27 protein-coding genes are annotated in these 23,248 nt (G+C 73.6%); 17 read left to right on the top strand and 10 right to left on the bottom strand.

Annotated elements, in window-relative coordinates:
* Positions 1-159: 159 nt before the first annotated feature.
* Entirely contained in the window at positions 160-927 is a 768-nt protein-coding gene (locus HZS56_RS02330) for a HipA family kinase (RefSeq protein ID WP_216719032.1), read from the top strand.
* A 26-nt stretch (positions 928-953) separates the two neighbouring features.
* Positions 954-1,337 carry a DUF3037 domain-containing protein gene (locus HZS56_RS02335; protein WP_216719031.1) on the top strand — a complete coding sequence of 128 codons (384 nt, stop codon included), beginning with the start codon at positions 954-956 and terminating at the stop codon, positions 1,335-1,337.
* A gap of 114 nt (positions 1,338-1,451) precedes the next feature.
* On the opposite strand, the gene HZS56_RS02340 is transcribed toward HZS56_RS02335, so the two are convergent.
* The gene (locus HZS56_RS02340; RefSeq protein WP_216718950.1) at positions 1,452-2,261 is read right to left on the bottom strand and encodes a hypothetical protein; all 810 of its coding nucleotides are present in this window, start codon (positions 2,259-2,261) and stop codon (positions 1,452-1,454) included.
* 281 nt (positions 2,262-2,542) lie between these two features.
* Here HZS56_RS02340 and fabG point away from each other — a divergent pair, with 281 nt between their 5' ends.
* From fabG to HZS56_RS02360, 4 genes are all read left to right on the top strand, one after another.
* Complete coding sequence (gene fabG, locus HZS56_RS02345) at positions 2,543-3,304, top strand: 3-oxoacyl-ACP reductase FabG (protein ID WP_216718951.1); 762 nt, start codon at positions 2,543-2,545, stop codon at positions 3,302-3,304.
* Between the two features lie 13 nt (positions 3,305-3,317).
* Positions 3,318-4,076: an SDR family oxidoreductase gene (locus HZS56_RS02350; protein WP_216718952.1), complete on the top strand. Its 759-nt coding sequence runs from the start codon at positions 3,318-3,320 to the stop codon at positions 4,074-4,076.
* Between the two features lie 343 nt (positions 4,077-4,419).
* A complete protein-coding gene (gene ung, locus HZS56_RS02355) occupies positions 4,420-5,103 on the top strand; it encodes a uracil-DNA glycosylase (protein WP_216718953.1) in 684 nt (227 codons plus the stop codon).
* A 183-nt stretch (positions 5,104-5,286) separates the two neighbouring features.
* Complete coding sequence (locus tag HZS56_RS02360; protein ID WP_216719033.1) at positions 5,287-5,841, top strand: hypothetical protein; 555 nt, start codon at positions 5,287-5,289, stop codon at positions 5,839-5,841.
* 60 nt (positions 5,842-5,901) lie between these two features.
* Here HZS56_RS02360 and HZS56_RS02365 read toward each other — a convergent pair whose 3' ends face one another.
* Both HZS56_RS02365 and HZS56_RS02370 read right to left on the bottom strand, forming a co-directional pair.
* Entirely contained in the window at positions 5,902-6,366 is a 465-nt protein-coding gene (locus HZS56_RS02365) for a hypothetical protein (RefSeq protein ID WP_308407961.1), read from the bottom strand.
* Positions 6,367-6,517: 151 nt separating this feature from the next.
* A complete protein-coding gene (locus tag HZS56_RS02370) occupies positions 6,518-7,030 on the bottom strand; it encodes a DinB family protein (protein WP_216718955.1) in 513 nt (170 codons plus the stop codon).
* 145 nt (positions 7,031-7,175) lie between these two features.
* Between HZS56_RS02370 and HZS56_RS02375 the strand changes: the two genes are divergently transcribed.
* Positions 7,176-8,081 carry a Gfo/Idh/MocA family protein gene (locus tag HZS56_RS02375; protein ID WP_216718956.1) on the top strand — a complete coding sequence of 302 codons (906 nt, stop codon included), beginning with the start codon at positions 7,176-7,178 and terminating at the stop codon, positions 8,079-8,081.
* Here HZS56_RS02375 and lnt read toward each other — a convergent pair.
* Complete coding sequence (lnt, locus tag HZS56_RS02380; RefSeq protein ID WP_216718957.1) at positions 8,005-9,579, bottom strand: apolipoprotein N-acyltransferase; 1,575 nt, start codon at positions 9,577-9,579, stop codon at positions 8,005-8,007. The two genes, HZS56_RS02375 and lnt, sit on opposite strands and share 77 nt — an antisense overlap.
* A 253-nt stretch (positions 9,580-9,832) precedes the next feature.
* Here lnt and HZS56_RS02385 point away from each other — a divergent pair, with 253 nt between their 5' ends.
* Positions 9,833-10,573 carry an SDR family NAD(P)-dependent oxidoreductase gene (locus HZS56_RS02385; protein WP_216718958.1) on the top strand — a complete coding sequence of 247 codons (741 nt, stop codon included), beginning with the start codon at positions 9,833-9,835 and terminating at the stop codon, positions 10,571-10,573.
* Between the two features lie 164 nt (positions 10,574-10,737).
* Here the strand turns inward: HZS56_RS02385 and HZS56_RS02390 are convergent, their stop codons facing one another.
* The 3 genes from HZS56_RS02390 to HZS56_RS02400 all read right to left on the bottom strand — a co-directional run bounded on the left by HZS56_RS02390 (position 10,738) and on the right by HZS56_RS02400 (position 12,815).
* Positions 10,738-10,917, bottom strand: a complete 180-nt coding sequence (locus HZS56_RS02390) for a hypothetical protein (protein WP_216718959.1) — start codon at positions 10,915-10,917, stop codon at positions 10,738-10,740.
* A gap of 63 nt (positions 10,918-10,980) precedes the next feature.
* Positions 10,981-11,856: an undecaprenyl-diphosphate phosphatase gene (locus HZS56_RS02395; RefSeq protein ID WP_216718960.1), complete on the bottom strand. Its 876-nt coding sequence runs from the start codon at positions 11,854-11,856 to the stop codon at positions 10,981-10,983.
* A 179-nt stretch (positions 11,857-12,035) separates the two neighbouring features.
* Positions 12,036-12,815 carry a TVP38/TMEM64 family protein gene (locus tag HZS56_RS02400; protein ID WP_216718961.1) on the bottom strand — a complete coding sequence of 260 codons (780 nt, stop codon included), beginning with the start codon at positions 12,813-12,815 and terminating at the stop codon, positions 12,036-12,038.
* A gap of 49 nt (positions 12,816-12,864) precedes the next feature.
* Here HZS56_RS02400 and HZS56_RS02405 point away from each other — a divergent pair, with 49 nt between their 5' ends.
* The 3 genes from HZS56_RS02405 (at position 12,865) to HZS56_RS02415 (ending at position 16,174) form a co-directional block, all read left to right on the top strand.
* On the top strand, positions 12,865-13,590 hold the full coding sequence (locus HZS56_RS02405) for a DNA alkylation repair protein (RefSeq protein ID WP_216718962.1): 726 nt from the start codon (positions 12,865-12,867) through the stop codon (positions 13,588-13,590).
* A gap of 300 nt (positions 13,591-13,890) precedes the next feature.
* Positions 13,891-15,060 carry an elongation factor Tu gene (gene tuf / locus HZS56_RS02410; RefSeq protein WP_216718963.1) on the top strand — a complete coding sequence of 390 codons (1,170 nt, stop codon included), beginning with the start codon at positions 13,891-13,893 and terminating at the stop codon, positions 15,058-15,060.
* Positions 15,061-15,328: 268 nt separating this feature from the next.
* Positions 15,329-16,174 carry a spermidine synthase gene (locus HZS56_RS02415; protein ID WP_216718964.1) on the top strand — a complete coding sequence of 282 codons (846 nt, stop codon included), beginning with the start codon at positions 15,329-15,331 and terminating at the stop codon, positions 16,172-16,174.
* Between the two features lie 19 nt (positions 16,175-16,193).
* On the opposite strand, the gene HZS56_RS02420 is transcribed toward HZS56_RS02415, so the two are convergent.
* Entirely contained in the window at positions 16,194-17,222 is a 1,029-nt protein-coding gene (locus tag HZS56_RS02420; RefSeq protein WP_216718965.1) for a DUF8017 domain-containing protein, read from the bottom strand.
* Positions 17,223-17,393: 171 nt separating this feature from the next.
* On the opposite strand from HZS56_RS02420, the gene HZS56_RS02425 reads away from it, so the two are divergent.
* Both HZS56_RS02425 and HZS56_RS02430 read left to right on the top strand, forming a co-directional pair.
* Positions 17,394-17,831 carry a DUF4442 domain-containing protein gene (locus tag HZS56_RS02425; RefSeq protein ID WP_003977512.1) on the top strand — a complete coding sequence of 146 codons (438 nt, stop codon included), beginning with the start codon at positions 17,394-17,396 and terminating at the stop codon, positions 17,829-17,831.
* An 80-nt stretch (positions 17,832-17,911) separates the two neighbouring features.
* Positions 17,912-18,553: a DedA family protein gene (locus HZS56_RS02430; protein ID WP_216718966.1), complete on the top strand. Its 642-nt coding sequence runs from the start codon at positions 17,912-17,914 to the stop codon at positions 18,551-18,553.
* A gap of 107 nt (positions 18,554-18,660) precedes the next feature.
* Here HZS56_RS02430 and HZS56_RS02435 read toward each other — a convergent pair whose 3' ends face one another.
* Positions 18,661-19,188 carry a gamma carbonic anhydrase family protein gene (locus tag HZS56_RS02435; protein ID WP_216719034.1) on the bottom strand — a complete coding sequence of 176 codons (528 nt, stop codon included), beginning with the start codon at positions 19,186-19,188 and terminating at the stop codon, positions 18,661-18,663.
* Between the two features lie 106 nt (positions 19,189-19,294).
* On the opposite strand from HZS56_RS02435, the gene HZS56_RS02440 reads away from it, so the two are divergent.
* Entirely contained in the window at positions 19,295-20,110 is an 816-nt protein-coding gene (locus HZS56_RS02440) for an acyltransferase (protein WP_216719035.1), read from the top strand.
* Positions 20,111-20,322: 212 nt separating this feature from the next.
* A complete protein-coding gene (locus tag HZS56_RS02445) occupies positions 20,323-20,880 on the top strand; it encodes a YbaK/EbsC family protein (protein ID WP_216718967.1) in 558 nt (185 codons plus the stop codon).
* A gap of 184 nt (positions 20,881-21,064) precedes the next feature.
* On the opposite strand, the gene HZS56_RS02450 is transcribed toward HZS56_RS02445, so the two are convergent.
* Complete coding sequence (locus HZS56_RS02450; protein ID WP_216718968.1) at positions 21,065-21,472, bottom strand: CoA-binding protein; 408 nt, start codon at positions 21,470-21,472, stop codon at positions 21,065-21,067.
* Positions 21,473-21,721: 249 nt separating this feature from the next.
* Between HZS56_RS02450 and HZS56_RS02455 the strand changes: the two genes are divergently transcribed.
* Positions 21,722-22,444, top strand: a complete 723-nt coding sequence (locus HZS56_RS02455; RefSeq protein ID WP_216718969.1) for a hypothetical protein — start codon at positions 21,722-21,724, stop codon at positions 22,442-22,444.
* A 122-nt stretch (positions 22,445-22,566) separates the two neighbouring features.
* The gene (locus tag HZS56_RS02460; RefSeq protein ID WP_216718970.1) at positions 22,567-23,193 is read left to right on the top strand and encodes a YigZ family protein; all 627 of its coding nucleotides are present in this window, start codon (positions 22,567-22,569) and stop codon (positions 23,191-23,193) included.
* Positions 23,194-23,248 lie beyond the last annotated feature (55 nt).

Here is a 23,248-nt window from a genome sequence, read left to right on the forward strand (position 1 = left end):
GGACACGGGGAAGCCGTATGCTGGTGCGAATTCCACGCGTTCTTCCCTGGGCCGTGGCGGGCGGTTCCGGTACGTCGCGCACCTGCGCGACCGATCCCGCCGCACGGCTGAGGAAAAGCGAACCGTGCGGCACGGCTGAAGAAACGGGTGACCCGGGAAGTGCTGAAAGAGGTCCTCGCGACCCGCTACATCACGCCGTTGCGCGAAGGCGGCTCGCTCCCGGGGCTCGTCGAGGCCGACGACCTCGGAAGCTACGTCCTGAAGTTCACCGGCGCGGGCCAGGGGCGCAAGACGCTCGTCGCCGAAGTGGTCTGCGGTGAACTCGCCCGGCGGCTCGGCTTCAGGGTGCCGCGCCTGGTGACGGTGGGCCTCGATCCGGTGCTGGGCCTCGGCGAACCCGACCCCGAGGTGCAGGACCTGCTCAAGTCCAGCGGCGGCACCAACCTGGGCATGGAGTTCCTCTCCGGGGCCCTCGGCTTCGACCCGCTGGCCTTCGACGTGCGTCCCGAGGAGGCCGGACGGATCGTGTGGTTCGACGCGCTCGTGAACAACGTCGACCGGTCCTGGCGCAACCCCAACCTGCTGAGGTGGCGCGGCGAGACCTGGCTCATCGACCACGGCGCCACCATGATCTGGCACCACAACTGGCCCGGCGCCGAAACCTCCGCCGCCCGCCCCTACGACGCCGCCGACCACGCCCTCGCCCGCTTCGCGCCGGACGTCCGCGCGGCCGCCGCGGCGCTCGCGCCCCTGGTCACCGAGGAACTCCTCGCCGAGGTCACCGCCGAGATCCCCGAGGTCTGGCTGCGGGACGAGCCCGGGTTCGCGACGCCCGACGACCTCCGGCGGGCCTACGCCCGGCCCCTGCTCGCCCGGGCCGCCACGATCCACGAACGCGTCGCAGCAGGCACGGAGGGGACACGGTGAGCGAGCCGGGCACGGAGGGGGGACGGGTGGGCGAGCGCCACGTCTTCGAGTATGCGCTGGTGCGCGTCGTGCCGCGTGTCGAGCGCGGGGAGTGCGTCAACGCGGGGGTGCTCGTGTACTGCCGCGCCAAGTCCTACGTCGGGGCGCTCACCCACCTCGACGAGACCAGGCTGCTGGCGCTCGACCCGCACGCGGACCTGCCCGGGGTGCGGGCGGCGCTGCGGGCCGTGGATGGTGTGTGCGCCGGCGGCGACGCGGCCGGCCAGGCGGCCGGGGACGATCCCGGCCGCCGGTTCCGCTGGCTGGTCGCGCCCCGTTCCACGATCGTCCAGCCGGGCCCCGTCCACACCGGCCTCACCGCCGATCCGGCGGCCGAGACGGAACGCCTCCTCGGCCTGCTGGTGCGGTAGGACGCGGGAAGGTTCGCCGCCGGCGCTCCCACCGCCGTTCGCAGCGTCGTTTGCGCCGTGTTCGCGTCGATCGGGTCCCCAGCCGGGTGTGCCGGCGGTCTCCCGGTCGCGGTGTCAGGCGTTCCGGCGCCGCCGCAGCAGCGCGTACCCCGCGGCCAGCGCGGCGCTCGCCACGCAGCCGAGCCCGATCGCGATGTCCTGGCCGCTCGGACCGGAGGACGAGGCGCCGCCGAGTCCGCCCTGGGTGCCGAGAGTCGGTACGGCGGTGGGGGAGGCGGTCGGCGCCGAGGTGGCCGGGGCGGGCGTGGTGGCCGCCGGGGCAGGTGCGGTCGGGGTCGGGCGCGGCTTGGAGGTCGCGGAGATCGTCGGGTCCGAGGCCCAGTGCAGCGATGCCCCGGCGACGGCGCCTTCGTGCGCCTCCCGGCCCTGCCCGAGCCCGACCTGCCCGGGCCTTCCCTGGTCCGGGCGGACCAGGCCGATGCCGCTCCCGTCGATGCCGCCCCCGTCGGGACGACCGTCACCGAGGACGCCCTCGCCGGCCTGGCCCGGGCCGAACCCGTCCTGGCCGAACTCGTCTTGGCCGAACTCGTCTTGGCCGAATCCGTCCTGGCCCGGCCCGCCCTGCTCGATCCCCCCTTGGCCGAATCCGTCCTGGCCCGCCCCCTCCTGGCCGAGCGGATCCTCTTCGTACCGGCCCTGGTCCGCTCCGCCCGCGTCGGGCAGACCCTCGTCGGCGGAATCCTGCGGGAGGGCGTCCGGAGACAGTGGCTCCGAGCCGCCCGGATCGGCGTCGAGGCCGGGCCGGGCCGCCTCCTGGTGGACGGGGCTCCGGGCCTCCAGGCCCTCGGCGTGTGCGGTGTCGGTCAGCGGCACGAGCGCGGCGATCGCGACGGCTATGCCTGCTGCACCGGTGTGACGGCGCATGGACGCCTCCTTTCCGGTCACGAATGGGTCGCGTCTCGACGCTAGGGTCCCGGCGGCCCGGCGGCCCGCAGCGCTGGGCCGATCGGGCGAGCGGCCCGGGGAGCCGCGCCCGGCGGCCAGGTAATGGATCACACCCGCCCGGTGTCCCGTTGACACCGGGTGCCAGGGCTTCTAGCGTCACGTCTGCGGAAGGTACTAAGCGGTCGCTCACCCGAGGGTGCACGCTCCGCACGGGCCGCACACCAGCACGGGCCGCATCCCCAGGACGAGGAGAAGCATCGATGTCCACCACTGAGCAGCGGGTCGCCGTCGTCACCGGAGCCGCGCGCGGCATCGGCGCCGCCACCGCCGTACGCCTGGCCGCCGAGGGACGCGCCGTCGCCGTCATCGATCTCGACGAGGCCGCCTGCAAGGACACCGTGGAGAAGATCACCGCGGCCGGCGGCCGGGCGATCGCGGTCGGCTGCGACGTCTCCGACGAGGCGCAGGTCGAGGCGGCCGTCGCCCGGATCACCGAGGAACTGGGAGCGCCGACGGTCCTCGTGAACAACGCGGGCGTGCTGCGCGACAACCTGCTGTTCAAGATGAGCGTCTCCGACTGGGACACCGTCATGAACGTGCACCTGCGCGGTGCCTTCCTGATGTCGAAGGCCTGTCAGAAGCACATGGTGGACGCCGGCTTCGGCCGCATCGTCAACCTTTCCTCGTCCTCCGCGCTCGGCAACCGCGGCCAGGTCAACTACTCCGCCGCCAAGGCCGGTCTCCAGGGCTTCACCAAGACCCTCGCCAAGGAGCTGGGCAAGTTCGGCGTGACCGCCAACGCCGTCGCCCCCGGCTTCATCGCCACCGACATGACCGCCGCCACCGCCGAGCGCGTCGGCATGGGCTTCGAGGACTTCAAGGCCGCCGCCGCCACCCAGATCCCGGTCGCCCGGGTCGGCGAGGCCGCCGACGTCGCCAACGCCATCGCCTTCTTCACCGGCGAGGCCGCCGGCTTCGTCTCCGGCCAGGTGCTGTACGTCGCCGGCGGACCGCTCGACTAGGAAGACCGGGACAATGACTGCTGTGGAACTCTCCGGCAAGGTCGCGCTCGTCACCGGCGCCAGCCGCGGCATCGGCTACGGCGTCGCCGAGGCACTGGTCGCACGCGGCGACCGGGTCTGCATCACCGGCCGCAACGAGGACGCCCTGAAGGAGGCCGTCGACCGGCTCGGCGCCGACCGGGTCATCGGCGTCGCCGGCAAGGCCCACGACGAGGCCCACCAGGCCGTCGCCGTCGAGCGCGTGATGGAGGCCTTCGGCCGCGTCGACTTCCTGGTCAACAACGCCGGGACCAACCCGGTGTTCGGGCCGATCGCCGACATGGACCTGAACGTCGCGCGCAAGGTCTTCGAGACCAACGTGCTCTCGGCGCTCGGCTTCGCCCAGCGCACCTGGCACGCCTGGCAGAAGGACAACGGCGGCGCGATCGTCAACATCGCCTCGGTCGCCGGCCTCTCGCCCTCGCCCTTCATCGCCGCGTACGGCGTCAGCAAGGCCGCGCTGATCAACCTCACCGTGCAACTGGCGCACGAGTTCGCGCCCGCGGTGCGGGTCAACGCGATCGCCCCGGCGGTCGTGAAGACCAAGTTCGCCGCCGCGCTGTACGAGGGCCGCGAGGAGGAGGCCGCCTCGGGCTACCCGCTCGGCCGGCTCGGCGTGCCCTCCGACATCGGGGGCGCCGCGTCCTTCCTCACCTCGGAGCAGTCCGGCTGGGTGACCGGCCAGACGCTGGTCGTCGACGGAGGCGTCTTCCTCAACGCCGGCGTGGGCTGAATCCGCCCCCGGGCGACCCACCGGGAAGGCCCTCCGACACGGGCGCCGTGAGCCTCGGACGGCGCCCGTGTCCGTGCTCCGGAGCCCCGCGCACGTTGACGACCAGTCAGCCCAGAATGATCAAACGCCCTGCTCGGAAGGGGCTTCGGGCGACCGTGCGGCAGGGCGAGCAGTACGTGGCCGCCGGCGCGGAGACATCGGACGCGGAAGGGGCCGTGGACCCGTCGACGATCATGATGACGCGGCAGCTCAGCCGGAAGACCAGCTGGTGGGCGGCGATTGTCAGTGGGCGCCGGTAGGTTCTCCGGGAGTGGAAGCGACCGCACAGCGTAAGGAAGTTGACGTGACCGACATCGCCATGCTGCCCGAGTCCTGGCGCGAGGTGCTGGGCGGCGAACTGCAGGAGCCCTACTTCAAGGAGCTGATGGAGTTCGTCGAGGAGGAGCGGGCGAACGGCCCCGTCTACCCGCCCCGCGAGGAGGTCTTCGCCGCGCTGGAGGCCACGCCGTACGACCGGGTGAAGGTGCTGGTCCTCGGACAGGACCCGTACCACGGCGAGGGCCAGGGCCACGGGCTGTGCTTCTCGGTCCGGCCGGGAGTGAGGATCCCGCCGTCCCTGCGCAACATCTACAAGGAGATGCACGCGGAGCTGGGCACCCCCGTCCCGGACAACGGCTACCTGATGCCCTGGGCCGAGCAGGGCGTCCTTCTGCTCAACGCGGTGCTCACCGTCCGCGCGGGCGAGGCGAACTCGCACAAGTCCCGCGGCTGGGAGCTGTTCACCGACGCCGTGATCCGCGCGGTGGTCCGCCGCGACGACCCGGCGGTGTTCGTGCTCTGGGGGAACTACGCGCAGAAGAAGCTGCCCCTGATCGACGAGAGCAGGCACAAGGTGGTCAAGGGCGCCCACCCCTCACCGCTGTCGGCGAAGAAGTTCTTCGGCTCCCGCCCGTTCACGCAGATCAACGAGGCGATCGCGGAGCAGGGCCATGCCCCGGTCGACTGGACCGTCCCGAACCGGGGCTGACCCCGGCGCGTGGCCCGGTCCGTGCGGGCGTCCGGCCCATGCGGGTCCGCGCGGACGCCGGTCCGCGCGTCGTCCGGCCGGCGGGCGTCCCGTCCGCGCGTCGACCGCTCCGCCTGACCGGGAACGCGAGTGCCTGCGGTTAGCGTCGTCGTCGGGACAGCCGACGAGGGCACGGAGGGCGCCGTGGCGCAGGGACAGGAGCAGACGGCGCCGGACGCCGTGCTGACGCGGATCGGTCAGGTCGCCATGCTGTACCACGCCGGGGACCGCGAGGAGGCCCGCGACCGCTTCCTCCGCCTGTGGGCGGAGATCGGCGAGCACGGCGACGCCCTGCACCGCTGCACACTGGCCCACTACCTGGCCGACACCCAGGACGACCCCGCGGAAGAACTGGCCTGGGACCTGCGGGCGTTGTCGGCCGCCGAGGAGCTGACCGGGGAGGGGCCCGACGCCGCCGCAGCAGCACGGCACGAGGGCAGACTCGCCGCACGCGCCCTGACCCCTTCGCTCCACCTCGACCTGGCCGCGGACTACCACCGCCTCGGCCGGCGCGAGGCCGCCCGCGTCCACCTGGGGCGTGCCCGGACAGCGGCCGAACACCTCGCCGCGGACCGTTACGGCGAGGGCGTCCGGGCCGCGATCGACCGGCTGGGGCGCCGCCTGGACGACGCCCGGCACGGCCCGGACGGGCCCGACCGCCCGGACGGCCCCGGCCGGCCACCGCGACAGCGGCCGTAGCCCGGCCCGTCCCCGCCGGGCTGTGCGCCGGGGACGCGCGGCGGGGCGGTGCGCCGGTCGTCAGGGCCCGTACGCCTGCTCGCAGATGCGGGCCTCGGGGCTGCCCGGGCGCCAGCCCCCGTACCGCTTGCCGAGGGAGCACACGTCCGCGTTCTTTCCCGCGTCCTTCCCGGACGAGCCGGGGAGCGCGGGGGCCTGCGGACGGGACGGCGCCGGGCGGCCGGTGTGCTCCGGTGCCGCCGGCCGCGCGGACGGGGGCTGCTGCCCGGGGTGCGAGGGCGCGGCCGGCGCGTCGTGCGGGGCCGCGGGCGCCGGGCGTTTCGTTCGGCGCGGTTCGCCGGTGCCGCCCTCCGAGGACGGAGAGGGACCGATCATCTCCAGCGCCTCACGGGCCGGGGCCTGTACGACCCGTGGCGCGGCCGGGCCCTCCGGGCGCGGCGCCGACGAGCGGACGCCCGCGCCCGGCTGATCGGCCGTGGCCGGGCCGCGGACCGTCGTACAGCCGGCCAGGGCCGTGACAGCCACGGTCACCAGAAGTGTTGCGGTGGTCGTCGTTCGATGCACCCGCGCCACTCTGCTGGTTCCGGTCCGGTCCACGGCACCGGACGAGCACAGGTTGCCCCGCACGGGTGATCTCAGACCCCGTACGGAGGCCCGTGGGCGGCCGGAGGTGACGTCACTCGCCGGTGGCTCCGTCCAGACGCTCGCGGATCAGGTCGGCGTGCCCGTTGTGCCGCGCGTACTCCTCGATCATGTGCGTGTGGATCCAGCGCAGCGTGTAGCGCTCACCGGTGCGCAGGTGCCTGCCCCGGGTCGGTTCGTCCAGGGGGACCCCCGCCGCGTTGCGCCTGGCCGCCGCGATCTCGGCCTGCCAGGTCGCGTGGGCCTCCTGCCAGGTGTCGGACGCGGTGAGCCGGAACTCTCCGTCCGGATCCTCGTCGCTGTAGTGGAGGGGGGCCGCGTCCTCGGCCGCGAGCACCCTGCGGTACCAGCTGCGCTCCACGTCCGCCATGTGCCGCACCAGGCCCAGCAGCGACAGGTTCGACGGCGCGACGGCAGCCGTCCTCAACTGCTCGTCGGTCAGGCCCTCGCACTTCCACGCGAGGGTCCTGCGGTGGTACTCGAGCCAGCCCTCCAGCATGGCGCGTTCGTCGAGGTCGGGTGCGGGTTCGCGGCGCTCGGTCGTCATACCGTCATCTTGACCCGCTACGGCACTCCCCACCAGCGGTTTTCAGTACGGCACCGCACCCCGGCCCCTGCCGGCGGGGCGTCCGGCGCGGCTCCCGTATGCTTCCCGGCGGACCAGGTCGGCGAGCAGCTGAGGAGCACACCCCGTGAAGGTCGGCTGCATCGGACTCGGCGACATCGCGCAGAAGGCCTACCTGCCGGTGCTCGCCGCCCTCCCCGGGCTCGAACTGCACCTGCAGACCCGTACCCCCGCCACCCTCACGCGCGTCGCCGACAAGCTGCGCGTCCCGTCCGCGCAGCGCCACGCGGACCTCGACGCGCTCCTCGCCCAGGACCTCGACGCCGCCTTCGTGCACGCACCGACGTCCGTCCACCCCGAGATCGTGACCAGGCTGCTCGAAGCGGGCGTTCCCACGTACGTCGACAAGCCGCTCGCCTACGAACTCGCCGACTCCGAGCGCCTGGTCGCCCTCGCCGACGAGCGGCGCACCAGCCTCGCCGTCGGCTTCAACCGGCGCCACGCCCCGGGTTACGCACAGTGCGTCGAACATCCGCGCGAGCTGATCCTCATGCAGAAGAACCGCGTCGGGCTGCCCGAGGAACCGCGCACCATGATCCTCGACGACTTCATCCACGTCGTCGACACGCTGCGCTTCCTGGTGCCCGGCCCGGTCGACGACGTGACCGTGCGCGCCCGGGCCGAGAAGGGGCTGCTCCACCACGTCGTCCTCCAGCTCGCCGGGGACGGCTTCACGGCGCTCGGCGTCATGAACCGGCTCAGCGGTTCGGCCGAGGAGATCCTGGAGGTGTCCGGCCAGGACACCAAGCGCCAGGTGGTCAACCTCGCCGAGGTGATCGACCACAAGGGCCAGCCCACCCTGCGGCGGCGCGGCGACTGGGTCCCGGTGGCCCGCCAGCGCGGCATCGAACAGGCGGTGCTCACCTTCCTCGACGCGGTGCGCGCGGGCAGGGTGCTCAGTGCCGGGGACGCGCTGCGGACCCATGAGCTGTGCGAGCGGGTGGTACGGGAGGTGCAGGCGGGTTCCGCCTGAGCCGGACCGTGCGGACGCCCTCCGCGGCGGCCCAGCCCGCCAGGACCAGCAGGGACGCGTGCACGGCCCAGTCGCCGTGGCGGACGTACGGGGTGCTGCCGTGCGTGAGGGGGACCTCGTACACCCGCGAGGTGCTCGCGCCGGTGCCGAGCCAGGAGCCGATCCGGGTGCCGTTCGCGTCGTAGACGGCGGAGACGCCGGTCAGCGTGGCGTGCACCATCGGCCGGCCGGTCTCGGCGGCACGCAGGGCGGCGAGCGAGGCGTGCTGCTCGGGCGCCCAGGTGTGCTGGAAGGTCGAGGTCGACGACTGGGCGAGCAGGACCTCGGCGCCGTCGGCGGCGAGCCGGCGGCTCATGTCGGGAAAGGCGCTCTCGAAGCACACCATCGGCCCGATCCGCAGCCCGTCCCCGACGTCCATCACCACCTGCCCGGTGCCCCGCCTGCGGTCCTCGCCCGCCGCCTTGCCGACGGAGGTGGCCCAGCCGAGCAGGGAGCGGGCCGGCACGTACTCCCCGAAGGGGACCAGCCGCATCTTGTCGTACCGGTCGCCGGTCGGGCCGTCGGGTCCGACCAGCACCGAACTCTTGTAGATGCCGGGTTTGTCGGAGCGCCGTGCGTCCACGTTGACCAGGATGTCCGCGCCGATGTCCCGGGACAGCGCCGCCAGCCGCCGGGCCAGGTCGGGCCGCTCGTCCAGGTCGAAGCCGACGCTGCTCTCGCCCCAGACGATCAGGTCGAGGTCCCGGTCGGCGAGCCGGCGGGTCAGCCGTTCCTCGCGGTCGAAGCGGCGGTCGGCGCTGTCCGCCCCGGAGACGACCCCGGGCTGCACCACGGCGATCGCGGCCCGTTCGTCGGCGTCGGGGCGCGGTGACCAGACCCAGGCGGCGGAGGTCGCCGCGGCCGTGGCGACGAGCCCGGCCAGGGCCGGCACCCTCGCCCGGCGCACCGCGACGAGGACGGCGACGGCGACGTTGACCGCCACCACCAGGAAGCTGAGCAGCCAGATTCCGCCCACCGAGGCCAGCCGCAGCGCGGGCGCCACCTGCCACTGGCTGGCACCGAGCATCCCCCACGGACCGCCGAGTCCCTGCCAGGACCGGACCAGTTCCGCCAGCAGCCAGCCCGACGGCAGCACCACGAGGGCCGCGGCGACCCGGCCGGCGGACGGCGCCCCGCCCAGCAGCCGGTGCACCAGCAGACCCCAGGGGACCCAGAGCACGCCGAGCAGCGCGGCGATGACGAACGTGAACACGTGCAGGTTGGGCAGCAGCCAGTGGTGCATGGCCAGTACGAACCCGAACCCGCCGCACCAGCCGTCGTACGCCGCCCGCCTGCCGTCCGGCGCGGTACGGAGCAGCAGGATCCAGGGCACCAGCGCCGCGTAGGCCCACCACCACAGGGCCGGGCCGGGGAACGCGAGCACCGGCAGCGCGCCGGCGAGCACGGCCGCGGCCGAACGCCGCCACGGGGAGGCGAGCCAGTGGTCGAGCGTCTTCATGGGCGCCTCCCTACCCCCTGATGCCTTCAGTGTGCGCTCGCGACGAGGGCGAATTCAGTTGATCACACCGAAGCCGGTGCGGCGCGGGGCTGTGCGGCACGCGACGACTCCTCTAGGGTGATCGATGATCGATCAAATGGACCGGGGCTCCGAAGTCAGTGCGACGTCCGAAGGACAGGACACGTCCGAAGTCGGGACACGTCACGAAGACAGTGCGCACGCGGGCGCTCCGAAGATTCTCGTGGAGGCACTCATGACGCGACCCGTCACGGTGGTGACCGGTGGCAGCCGGGGGATCGGTGCGGCGACCTGCCTGCGTCTCGCGGCGGACGGTCACGACGTCGTCGTGGGCTACGCGCGCGACTCCGCGGCCGCCGAGTCGGTCGTCGCCGGGGTGCGCGAGGCGGGTGGACGCGGTGTCGCGGTACGGGCGGACACGTCGGTGGAGGCCGACGTCGACCGGCTCTTCGACGTGGCCGGGGAGCGGCTCGGACCCGTGACGGGACTGGTGAACAACGCGGCCGTGACCGGCCCGCTCGGCCGCCTCGCCGACAGCGACACCGCGGACCTGCGCCGGGTCCTCGACGTCAACCTGCTGGGCGTGCTGCTGTGCGCCCGGCGCGCCGCGCGGCTGATGACCGCACGGGGGAGCGGGGTCATCGTCAACGTGTCGTCGGGCGCCGCCACCCTCGGCAGTCCCGGGGAGTACGTCCACTACGCGGCGACCAAGGCCGGTGTCGACGCGCTGACACTGGGGCTGGCCAAGGAGCTCGGCCCGGACGGGATCCGGGTCAACGCCGTCGCTCCCGGGGTGATCGACACCGAGATGCACGCCGCGGCGGGCGACGCCGACCGGGCGCGGCGGATGGGGGCGGCGGTCCCGATGGGACGGGCGGGACGGGCCGAGGAGATCGCCGCCGCGGTCTCCTGGCTGATGTCGCCCGACGCGTCGTACACGACGGGAACGGTGCTCCGGGTGGCGGGCGGGCGCTGACGCCTGCGGGGCGGGCGTGGACGGCTGAGGTGGTCGGGCCGAGGCCGGCGGGGGGCGTGGACGCCTGCGGGATGGGGCTGAAGTCGTCGGGGCCGGCGCTGACGACTGCGAGGCGGGCCGAAGCCGGCGCGGGCGAGACGTGGCCGTCCCGGGCACGGGAGCGCTCAGGCCGCCTCGATGACCTCGCCGCGGATCGCGGTCGCCCACTCGACCACCAGCAACTCGTACTCCTGACGCTCCTGCGCGGACAGGGTCCCGCCCGCGCGCCGCCACAGCGCACGGATCTGATCGTTCAGTTCCGCGGCGGACCGCACGGAACCACGGGTCGCGTAATCGGGGGACATACGGACAAGCCTAGGGGCTCGAACTGACACTGCGCTACCGGACGGCTACCCGACCGGCCACGGTCAGCCGGACGACTCCGCGGCGTGCGGGCTGAGCGCACCCGCTGTGACCAGGGCGATGATGACGATGCCGAGCGCGATGCGATACCAGACGAATGGCATGAAGCTCCTGGTGGAGATGAACTTCATGAACCACGCGATGACCGCGTATCCGGTACCGAACGCGATGACCGTGGCGAAGAGCGTCGGCCCCCAGGAGACGTGGTCGCTCTCCATCGCGTCCTTCAGCTCGAACGCACCCGAGGCGAGCACCGCGGGGATGGCGAGCAGGAACGAGTACCGTGCGGCGGCCTCGCGCCGGTAGCCCATGAAGAGGCCGCCACTGATCGTCGCCCCGGAGCGGGAGACGCCGGGGATGAGGGCCGCCGCCTGGCACAGGCCGTAGATCAGGCCGTCCCGAACCCCCAGGTTCTCCAGTTCCTTGCGCTGCTGGGGCGCACGGTGCCGGCCGCCCTTCTCGTCCCGGGCGGCCATCCGGTCGGCGACGCCGATGATCACGCCGACGACGATCAGCATCGTCGCGGTGATCCGCAGGTCGCGGAAGGGGCCCTCGATCTGGTCCTTCAGCGTCAGCCCGAGCACGCCGATCGGGATCGAGCCGACGATCACCAGCCAGCCCATGCGGGCGTCCGGATCGTGCCGCATCGACTTGTCGGTCAGCGACCGCGTCCACGCCGCGAGGATCCGGCCGATGTCCTTGCGGAAGTAGATGAGCACCGCGGCCTCGGTGCCGATCTGGGTGATCGCCGTGAAGGCCGCGCCGGGGTCGTGCCAGCCGGAGAAGGCAGCGGTCAGGCGCAGGTGCGCGCTGGACGACACGGGAAGGAACTCGGTCAGCCCCTGGACGAGTCCGAGGACGAGGGATTCAAACCAAGACATGAGGTTACGGAGTCCAAAGGGCGATCGAGAAACGGTCGACGGACACGCCGAACCGCCGTGTGCGGTGATCGGGATCAGGCATGCCGAGGGGCAGCGTAGCGCCCCCGAATGAAGTCCAGGCCACAGGGGTGAGCGGCCCCGGCGCCGTCGGGCCGGTGCCCGCGCCGCCCCGGACCCCGTCAGTTTCCGCGCAGCCGGTGCCGCTTGCGCCAGGCCACCACCGCACCCGCGAGCCCCGGCAGGGCGATGCAGGCCAGCGCGATCAGGAAGGCGGGAGACGTCGGGGTCGAGGCGCGGGCGCCCGCGACGACGTAGGCGGCCGTGTTGGGGATCGAGCCGAGCCCCGTCGCCACCAGGAAGGGCAGCAGCCCCATGCGGGAGACGGCCGCGCAGTAGTTGGCCGCGGCGAACGGCACCCCGGGGAACAGCCGTACCGCCAGCATCGACCGGAAACCGTGCCGGCTCAGCTGCCCGTCCGCGGCCTTCAGCCACCGTCCGCGCAGCAGCGGGCGCAGCGCCTCCTGGCCCAGTGCCCGGCCGAGACAGAAGGAGATCCCCGCCCCGAGCACCGTCCCGGCCAAGGCGGCGGCCAGTCCCAGCTGCGAGCCGAAGAGCGCGCCGGCGGCCAGGTTCAGCAGCGGGCGCGGCACGAACGCGACCGTGCACACCCCGTAGGCCACCGCGTAGGCGATCGCCGCCGCGGCCCCGCCGAGCTGCGGCGGCCAGCCGTTGGTCAGCAGGTCCTGCGGCTGGAACAGGAGAACGGCCGTCGCCGCCGAGGCCAGCAGCGCGACGAGCAGGGAGAGCCGGGACCACGGCGAGAGCAGCACTCTCGTCGCGCGGGCGGCGAAGCCGGCCGGTGCGACCGGTCCGGCCGCGGCGGCGACGGCGAGTTCTGCGGCTGCGGTCCGGGGAGTGACCGTGGCGGTGCCCCCAGAGCGGGTGGTGGCATCGAGCATCCGGTGACACTAACCGACAAATATGTGTGATCGCCGTATGGTGCGTCGCATGAGCGTCACAGGCGAGGGAATTCCGGACGACGTGCCGCCCAGCACCCTGGCCGACACGGTGCTGCACCGCCTTCCCGCCGCCTACGCCGCGGCGGCCGACCCCGAGCGGGCCGCGCAGAACCGGGCGTACATGAGGGACGTGGCCCCCTTCCTGGGCCTGACCTCGCCCGTCCGCCGCGCGCTGTACCGCACGGTCCTGGAGGGCCTGCCCCGTCCCGACGAGGCGGACTGCACGGCGGTGGCGCTCCGCTGCTGGCGCCTGCCCGAGCGCGAGTACCACTACTTCGCCGTGGACTTCCTGCGGCGCAATGTGACGCACTGCTCCTCCGGCCTCCTCCCCGTGGTCCGGCACCTGCTCACCGCGGTGTCCTGGTGGGACACCGTCGATCTGCTCGCCGCACACGTCGTCGGGGGCCTGGTCGCGGCGGACCGCGGCCTCACGGCCGACATGGACGCCTGGATCGAGGACGAGGGCCGCTGGCTGGTCCGCGCGGCGCTGCTCCACCAACTGCGCTACAGGGAACGCACCGACACCGGCCGCCTCTTCGGCTACTGCGCGCGCCGGCCGGGCCACGGCGACTTCTTCGTCCGCAAGGCCGTCGGCTGGTGCCTGCGCGAGTACGCCAAGACCGACCCGGACGCCGTACGGGCCTTCGTGGCCGGGCACCGGACGCGCCTCGCGCCGCTGTCCGTGCGGGAGGCGCTGCGGAACATCGGACCGTAGTAGCGGAACATCGGACCGACCGCAGTACCGGAACGCCGTCGCTTTCCAACTGCCTCTCCCTCAAAAACCATTCGACGTGCGACGAAGCGTCGGCAAGGATCGACGCCATGTTCCGGTACGCCTTCCACCTCGCAGCATCCGCGGTCGCGGATGCCCCGAAGGCTGCCGTCACCCACGTCACCGCCGCAGTCGACGGCGCCCGAAGCTGACCCTCCCCGGATCGTCCGGCGGACCCCGCAGGGGGAGGGTCGGCCGGCCCCAGGGGTCCCCACCACCGCCACGAGGCTTCGAGGTACCGCCATGTCCAAGACGGCGTACGTCCGCACCAAACCGCATCTGAACATCGGCACGATGGGCCATGTCGACCACGGCAAGACCACCCTGACCGCCGCCGTCACCAAGGTCCTCGCCCAGCGCGGGGCCGGCACGTTCGTGCCGTTCGACCGCATCGACCGCGCCCCGGAGGAGGCGGCGCGCGGCATCACCATCAACATCGCGCACGTCGAGTACGAGACCGACACCCGCCACTACGCCCACGTGGACATGCCGGGCCACGCCGACTACGTCAAGAACATGGTCACCGGCGCCGCCCAGCTCGACGGCGCGATCCTGGTCGTCTCCGCGCTCGACGGGATCATGCCGCAGACCGCCGAACACGTGCTGCTCGCCCGGCAGGTGGGCGTCGACCACATCGTGGTCGCGCTCAACAAGGCCGACGCGGGTGACCCGGAGCTGACCGACCTCGTGGAGCTGGAGGTCCGCGAGCTGCTCACCGCGCACGGCTACGGCGGTGACGCCGTGCCCGTCGTACGGGTCTCCGGGCTGAAGGCCCTGGCCGGCGACCCGAAGTGGACGGCCTCCGTGGAGGCGCTGCTCGACGCCGTGGACACGTACGTGCCCGTGCCCGAGCGGTACCTGGACGCGCCGTTCCTGCTGCCGGTCGAGAACGTGCTGACCATCACCGGCCGCGGCACCGTCGTCACCGGCGCCGTCGAGCGCGGCACCGTCCGCGTCGGCGACCGCGTCGAGGTGCTCGGTGCGTCGGCCGAGACGGTCGTCACCGGTCTGGAGACCTTCGGCAAGCCGATGGAGGAGGCGCAGGCCGGGGACAACGTGGCCCTGCTGCTGCGCGGGGTCGCCCGCGACACGGTGCGGCGCGGGCACGTGGTCGCCGCACCCGGCAGTGTCGTGCCGGGGCGTCGCTTCACGGCGCGGGTGTATGTGCTGTCGGCGGGCGAGGGCGGCCGCTCGACGCCGCTCACCACGGGTTACCGGCCGCAGTTCTACATCAGGACCGCGGACGTCGTCGGCGATGTGGACCTCGGGGAGACGGCCGTCGCCAGGCCCGGGGACACCGTCACGATGACCGTGGAACTGGGCCGGGACGTGCCGCTGGAGACCGGGCTCGGGTTCGCCGTCCGCGAGGGCGGCCGCACCGTGGCGGCGGGAACCGTGACCGCCGTCGGCTGAGGCCGGTTCCGGGCACGGGGCTCACGGCGCAAGGGCTGACCGTGGGGTGGTTCACGCCGGGCGTTCGGTGCGAAGGGCCGGCACGAGGGGCTGGGCACGGGGGGCGCCCGGCGCGGAGGGCCGGCGCGAGCGGCTGGGCGCGAGGTGCCTGGCGCGAAGGGCCGTTCCGCGAAGGGCCGGTGCGGGAAGGGCCGTTCCCGCGAAGGGCCGGTGTGGGATGGGCCGGTGCGCGAAGGGCGCCGCACGGGGTGCTTGGCACAATGGGCGGGTGAACGAAGCCGTACCCGTCAGCCGCGTCACCGACCACGGCACCGCCAGGCTGATGCCCGATGTCGACCGGCCGCGGGCCTGGCTGCTCACGGTCGACGGTGCCCCGCAGTCCTACGTCGACCTGGACGAGCCGGCGCACCTGGAGTTCGAGTACACGCGCCGGCTCGGCCACGTCCTGGACACGGTCGCCGAGCCGGGGCGTGCCCTCGACGTGGTGCACCTCGGCGGCGGCGCGTTCACCCTGCCCCGGTACGTGGCCGCCACCCGGCCCGGCTCACGGCAGGACGTCGTGGAGGCCGACGGGGGGCTCCTCGCGCTGGTCGCCGAGTACCTGCCGCTGCCCGGGGGCGCGGACGTCACCGCACACGCCGCCGACGCCCGTGCCTGGCTGGAGGACGTCCCCGCGGACTCGGCCGACGTGGTCGTCGCCGACGTCTTCGGGGGCTCGCGGGTGCCCGCGCACCTGGCCTGCGTCGGCTACGCCCGCGAGGCGGCACGGGTGCTGCGCGCCGACGGCGTGTACGCGGCCAACCTCGCCGACGGGGCGCCGTTCGCCTTCCTGCGCGCCCAACTGGCCGGGTTCGCCACGGTCTTCGAGGAACTCGCGCTGATCGCCGAACCGGGAGTGCTGCGCGGCCGCCGCTTCGGCAACGCCGTCCTCGTGGCCGCGCACCGCCCCCTGGACACGGCGGCCCTGGCCCGGCGCACCGCCGCCGACGCCTTCCCGGCCCGGGTCGAACACGGGCGGGCCCTGCGGGACTTCACCGGCGAGGCGCGTCCGGTGCGCGACGAGGACGCGGCACCGTCGCCGGAGCCTCCCGCCGGGGCGTTCGGCATCGGCTGAGCGGTGCGCGCGGGGCCGGCTACGACCCGGTCGGCGGTTCCTCGGTGAGGCGTACGGTGCTGAGGATCTTCTGCATCGTCTCCTGCGGAACCTCCTCGTCGACGCCCTTGGCGCCGTACAGGTTCCACGTCACGAAGTCACCCGCGCCGTTCTTGAACGCGAAGGTCATCGCCTTGCCCTCGGTGTCGCACTTCCCCTTCTTCTTCGCGCCCTCCGAGTGCGCCTCGATGACGCTGCCCTTGATGCCCGACGCGGTCGTGTACGCCTTCGGCTTGCCGTACTTCACGGCCTTCTTGTCGGGCTCGGTGTAACCGCCGAAGATCCACCACGGCACCCGCGTCTCGGCCGCCTGGTCGGTGTCCTTGGCGCCGCTCTCGCCGCGGGTGCCCGCGGTGGCGAGCGCGGTGGTCTCCTTGCGGCCGTCCTTGTTCTCGTCGGTCGTGCACCACTCGGACTTCAGGTAGGCCGGAGCGGTGACCGAGGTGCGGTCGGTCTTGCCGTCCTCTTCTTCCCACTCGAAGCCGACGCTGGTGCCGGGGCTGTCGAGCTCCCAGTCCGCGGGCACGTCGAAGATGGTGCCGAAGCGCGGGTTGGCAACGACCTTCCAGCCGTCGACGGTGGCCTTCTCCTCCTCGCCGCCCCGCGGGTTGTCGTCGCCGGACGCGCTCGGGTCCGCGGACGGGGCGTCGGACTGCTCGGCGGACGCACTGGCGGACGGCTTCTTGTCCTTGCCGTCGTCCGCCTGGTCGTCCTTGTCGCCCCCGAGCACCAGGAAGCCGGTGACACCGGCGGCCACGACCACGGCGAGCGACGCGACGATCGCGATCACCTTCGTCCGGTTGCCGCCGCCACCGCCGCCGCCACCCGTCACCGGCTGCGGCACGGTGGCCGGCTGCGGCGTGCTCCACTGCTGCTGGCCGTACGCGCCGGGCTGCTGCTGGTAGCCGGGCTGCTGGTACGGATTCGGCTGCTGCTGGTACCCCGGCTGCTGGTACGGATTGTCCTGCGGGTTCTGCTCGCCCCCGGGCGGCTGCTGTCCTGGCCACATGAGCAGTCACCCTAACGTCGCCCAGGACACGATTCGGTCACCGGGCATCGTCAGGGACGTACCGAACCCGGGAACGGAGCCGGTGCCGGGAACGCTTCGCGCGGCGGTCTTCCCGTGGCCTGGCCCCCGGCAGCTACTCGCGGGTAACCTTCGGGCATGAGCGCAGACCAGATGTCGATCGGCGAGTTGCTCGCCGCCACGGTGCCGATGGTGCGGACCCTGAACCTCGAGTACCTGGAGACCACACCGGAGAAGGCCGTCCTCGCCCTCCCGGACCAGAGCGAGTACCGCAACCACGTAGGCGGGCCGCACGCCGGAGCCATGTTCACGCTGGGCGAGTCGGCCAGCGGCGCGATCGTGCTGGCCGCCTTCGGGGACCAGCTCTCACGCGCGGTGCCGCTGCCGGTCACCGCCGAGATCGCCTTCAAGAAGATCGCCCTCGGCCCGGTCACCGCGACCGCGACCCTCGGCCGCCCCGCCGCCGAGGTCGTCGCCGAACTGGATGCCGGCAGCCGCCCCGAGTTCCCCGTGAGCGTCGCCATCCGGCGCGAGGACGGCGCGGTCACCGGTGAGATGACCGTCATATGGACCCTGCGCCCCAACGGCTGAGCCCCGCCGACCCGGTACCCTTCCCGGTGCGCCTTGATCGCGGCGCACCGGGAACACGTACGTGAAGCGGAGGGTGGGCGTTGCACGTCCAGGAGTGGCTCGACACGGTGCCCGCGGCAGCCGTCTACGCCGTCGTCGCACTGGTCATCGGTCTGGAGAGCCTGGGTATCCCCTTGCCCGGCGAGATCGTGCTGGTGTCGGCGGCCCTGCTGTCGTCGCAGCACGGCGGCATCGACCCGCTGGTCCTCGGCGCCTGCGCCAGCGCGGGCGCGGTGATCGGCGACTCCATCGGGTACGCCATCGGCCGCAAGGGAGGCCGGCCCCTGCTGGCCTGGCTGGGGAAGAAGTTCCCCAAGCACTTCAGCGAGGGGCACATCGCCACCGCCGAGCGGTCCTTCCAGAAGTGGGGCATGTGGGCCGTGTTCTTCGGCCGCTTCGTCGCCCTGCTGCGGATCTTCGCCGGCCCGCTCGCCGGTGTGCTGCGGATGCCGTACTGGAAGTTCCTGATCGCCAACGTCCTCGGCGGCATCGTGTGGGCCGGCGGCACCACCGCCGTCATCTACTACGTCGGCGTCGTCGCCGAGTCCTGGCTCAAGCGCTTCTCGTGGCTGGGCCTGGTCCTGGCGGTCGTGATCGGCGTGGCCTCCATGCTGATCGTCAAGCGCAAGGCGGGCAAGGCGCAGGCGCAGGCTCAGTCCGAGCCCGTCACCGCCGGGGAGTGAGGGCGCCCGCAAGGGGCACGGGGCTGTGCTGACCTGCGGCTGCGCCGCGTGGGCGCGACCAGCCACCACCGTTGCGGGGCCGGCCCGCGGTGCGCGGTTCCCGCGGTTCACTCGCGGAGCTGTGCGTGCTCCCCGGCCAGCGTCGCGTACATCGTGCCGTTGAGCGTGATGCCCTCGCGCTCCTCCTGCGTCAGCTCCCGCTTCACCTTCGCCGGGACCCCCGCGACCAGCGACCCGGGCGGCACCCGCATCCCCTGCGGAACCAGCGCCTGGGCCGCGACCAGCGAACCCGCGCCGATCACCGCGCCGTTGAGGACGGTGGCGCCCATGCCGATCAGGCAGTCGTCCTCCACGGTCGCCCCGTGCACCACGGCGTTGTGCCCGATCGAGACCCGCTCGCCGACGGTCACGGGGAAGCCGGGGTCGGCGTGGAGCGTGCAGTTGTCCTGGACGTTGCTGCTCGCGCCGACGGAGATCCGCTCGACGTCGCCGCGCAGCACCGCGCCGTACCAGACGCTCGCCCCCGCGTGCAGTGTCACGTCCCCGACGACCGAGGAGGTCGGCGCCACGAAGGCCTCCGCGTCGACCTTCGGCTCCTTGCCGCCGATGCCCCTGATCAGCGCCCTCTGCGTCATCATCGCCTCCTGCTCGGTGTTGTACGGCACCGTACGCCACCCGGTGGGGTGAAGATCACAGCACAGTGCGGCCATGGCCGCGGCGGCCGCGGACTACCGTGAGCGGGTGCCCAAGCGCAAGAACACGTTCTCGTCCTGGCGGAGCCGCCTCGCGCAGCGGGCCGTCCACGCGGGCTGGGCCTGGGTGCAGCGCACCGGCTCCGTCACCGCCGCACACCCGGGACGCTTCCGCTTCGGCGCCCTCGGCACGGGAACCCGGCTCGCCTTCCCGCTCGGCACGGTCTTCGGCGAACCGTGGATCCACGTCGGCGCCCACTGCATCGTCGGAGAGCAGGTCACGCTGACCGCGGGGCTCATGCCCGACCTCGACCTCGGCCCCGACCCGATCCTGCGCATCGGGGACGGCGTCGTCCTCGGCCGCGGCAGCCACGTCATCGCGGACACCACCGTCACCATCGGCAGCGACTGCTACTTCGGCCCCTACGTCTACATCACCTCCACCAACCACTCCTACGACGACCCGCACCAGCCCATCGGCAAGCAGTGGCCGCGGATGGACCCGGTGGAGATCGGCCCCGGCTGCTGGGTCGGCACCGGCGCGGTGGTCCTGCCGGGCGCGCGGATCGGGCGGAACGTGGTCGTGGCCGCCGGCGCCGTCGTCCGGGGCGCGGTCCCCGACCACTCGGTGGTGGCGGGCGCCCCCGCCCGCGTCGTACGCCGCTGGACGCCCGCCGGGGGCTGGCAGCCGCCGCTGCGCACCCCGGCCCCCGTGCCGATCCCCGACGGGGTCACGCCGGGAGAGTTGCGGCAGCTGTCGAAGCTGGACGAGGAGACGGTGGCCCGCCTCGCCGAACTGGACGACGACCCGGAGCGCGGGCCGGGAACGGCGGGGCGGCTCGCGGAGCCCGCCGCGGAGGGCTGAACGGGCGAGCCGGCCGGGGAACCGGCGCTCACCGTCCACGGGACGGCCCACCGCGTCCCCACGGGCGCGCACGCGTCCGTCGGGTCCGCCAGCCCCGCACACGTACGGCTACGAGGGCGACGAACCAAGGGGGATGATCACGGCGGTGTCGGTGCCGCCCGTCCGCCGAGACGACCGTCCCGCACGGCCGCGGCAGTTGTTAGCGTGCGGCCATGCACGCACCCATCGGGAACTTCGACAGTGCCACGCCCGCTCCGGACTGCCTCGACGAGCTGACCCGCCCGGTCGCCGACGCCGTACGCCACTGGAGCGGCGCCGTGCCCGCGGAGCAGATCCTGTACGTCGACACCGAGCCGGAGTGGGCCGACACCGCCACCTTCGTCGAGCACTACGGCCGTCAGCTGCTCGAACAGTCCGCCAACTGCGTGGTGGTCACCGGCAAGCGGGGCGGCGGCACGACACTCGCCGCGTGTGTGGTGCTCTCCACCACCCGGGTCGACGTCAACGGCGTCGTGCGCCGCCACCTCGGGGCGCGCAAGGCCTCCTTCGCCCCGATGGACACGGCCACCGGCGAGACCGGCATGGAGTACGGCGGCATCACTCCCGTCGGCCTGCCCGCCGGCTGGCCCCTGCTCGTGGACTCGGCCGTCGTCGACCTGCCGTACGTCCTGGTCGGCAGCGGACGCCGGCGCGGCAAGCTGCTGGTGCCGGGCAAGGCCTTCGCGGAACTGCCCGGCGCGGCGGTCCTGGAAGGGCTCGGCACGGCCTGAGCGGAGGGCCGCGCGGGGCCCACGGGAACGGCCGGCCGCGACGGCCCCCGGTGCCTCCACGTCCGGTGTCTCCGCCTCAGTCTCCATCTCCGTCTCCGCCGTCGCTGTCGCTGTCGCGACGATGGTGGGCAGGTTCCCGCGTGGCGTGAGCGGACGCCGTGGAGAAGGCCCCCCGCCGGTCGGCTCAGCCCAGCCGCGGGATCTCGATCGCCGGGCAGCGGTCCATGACCATCTCCAGGCCCGCAGCCCGGGTCCGCCGGTAGGCGGCCTCGTCGACGACACCCAGCTGGAACCAGACGGCCCGGGCACCCTTCGCGACCGCCTCGTCGGCGACCGGCCCGGCCAGGTCGCTGTTGACGAAGACGTCGACGACGTCCACGTCGAAGGGGACGTCCGCGAGGGACGCGTACCCCGGTTCGCCGTGCACGGTCTCCGCCTTGGGGTGCACGGGCACGACGCGCTTGCCGAAGCGCTGCAGCACCTCGGCGACGCCGTACGCCGCGCGCTGACGGTTGGACGACAGGCCCACCACGGCCCAGGTGTCGCCCAGTTCGGTGAGGATCCTGCGGACGGTGGCCTCGTCGCCGTACACCGGCGGCCTCCTCGGACTCGTGGGCGACCCTGTGCCGCGCCTCTCGACGGCCACAACGGGCGGCGGCCCGCCGCAATTCCCCGTGCGGAAGCGCGGCGGATCTCCCGGGTGGACAGAGCGGACAGAAAGGCGTCCCCGCGCGCGCAGGAGCAACCAGGCGGGGCTCCGCGCGGGGACGGCGAGTCCCTCGCGCGGAGATCGCGAGCGCGCCCCGGTGCGCCCCGGGCCGGGGCCGCCTACGCTCACCCCGTGCTGCGCATCATGGACGCCCGGACCGGACGACAGACCCCCGCCGCCCCCTCCCGGCGGGCGCCGACCCGGGTCGAGGCGCACGCGCCGGTGGCCGACGCGACCGCCCTGCGCGTGCTCCTGGTGACGGATCTCCTGGTCCGCGCCCTGGAACTCGACGGCACGCCCGCGTGGGCGTCGCTGACCGGCGCGCCCGACCCGGAACGGCTCCGCGCGCAGGCGGCGGCGCTCGGCGTGCGGCCCTTCGAGGACGGCGCCGCCGGTTCCGGCCCGGGCACCGTCCGTACGGTCCACGTCCTGGGCGAGGGCGGCACCGCCCCGGACGGCGCAATCGTCGCCGTGGCCGCCGTAGCCGCCGTGCACCCGGACGGGCCCGGCCGCGAGGACCCCGACGCCCTGCGGCTCGCCCTGCTGGAACGGCACCACCACGCGCGCGTGGAGCTGGACGAGGCCGTCCTGGCCACCGCACGGAACACCCTCGCGCACTGGCGCACGGCCGTCGCCCGGTGGGCCCGGCAGCCGTCGCGCCCCGTCCCGGCCGACGTCCGCGAGCGGCTGCGCGCCGCCCGGGAGGACGACCTGGACGCCCCCGCGGTCCTGCGGATCCTGCGCGGGGTGGAGAGCGATCCGGAGCTGCCCGACGGAGCCCGCTTCGAGACCTGCGCCTACGCCGACCGGTTCCTCGGGCTCCAGCTGACCCGGGACGTCGGAGCCCCCGAGTAGCAGCGACCGGCCCGGCGCCGTGCCCGGCCGCCCTGACCGGCTCGACCGGCCCGAGCGGTCTGCCGGCCGTCCCCGACGACCGTGCCGAGGGGGCGGCCGGGCCGACCGCATAGGCTGGCCGGATGCAGGACGAGTACCGCACGGTCGCCCGCGCGGGTGTGCACGAGACCGAGATCAACCGCTCCCGCTTCCTGTGCGCCCTCGCCCCGGCCGCCACCGAGGAGGAGGCCCAGGCGTTCGTCGCGGGCGTACGCAAGGAACACGCGGACGCCTCCCACAACTGCTGGGCGTACGTCATCGGCGCCGACGCCGCGGTCCAGCGGGCGAGCGACGACGGCGAGCCCGGCGGCACCGCCGGAGTGCCGATGCTCCAGATGCTGCTGCGCCGGGACATGCGGTACGTCGTCGCCGTCGTCACCCGCTACTACGGCGGCGTCAAGCTCGGTGCGGGCGGGCTCATCCGTGCCTACGGGGGTGCGGTCGGCGAGGCGCTGGACGACCTGGGCACGCTCACCCGGCGCCGGTTCCGGCTGGCCACGGTGACCGTCGACCACCAGCGGGCGGGCAAGCTGCAGAACGACCTGCGCGCGACGGGGCGCGCGGTGCGCGACGTGCGCTACGCCGAGGACGTCACCCTCGAGGTCGGTCTGCCGGAGGCCGACGTCGCCGCCTTCCGGACCTGGCTCGCGGACGCCACGGCGGGATCGGCCGGGTTCGAGCTGGGCGGCGAGGCGTACGGCGACGCATGACATAACGGTCATAACCTTCTCGATTGCTCTCATCACCCCCATCACCCTCATCACC

Origin of the sequence: Streptomyces mayonensis, assembly GCF_018982965.1 — a bacterium.
Lineage (GTDB): Bacteria > Actinomycetota > Actinomycetes > Streptomycetales > Streptomycetaceae > Streptomyces > Streptomyces mayonensis.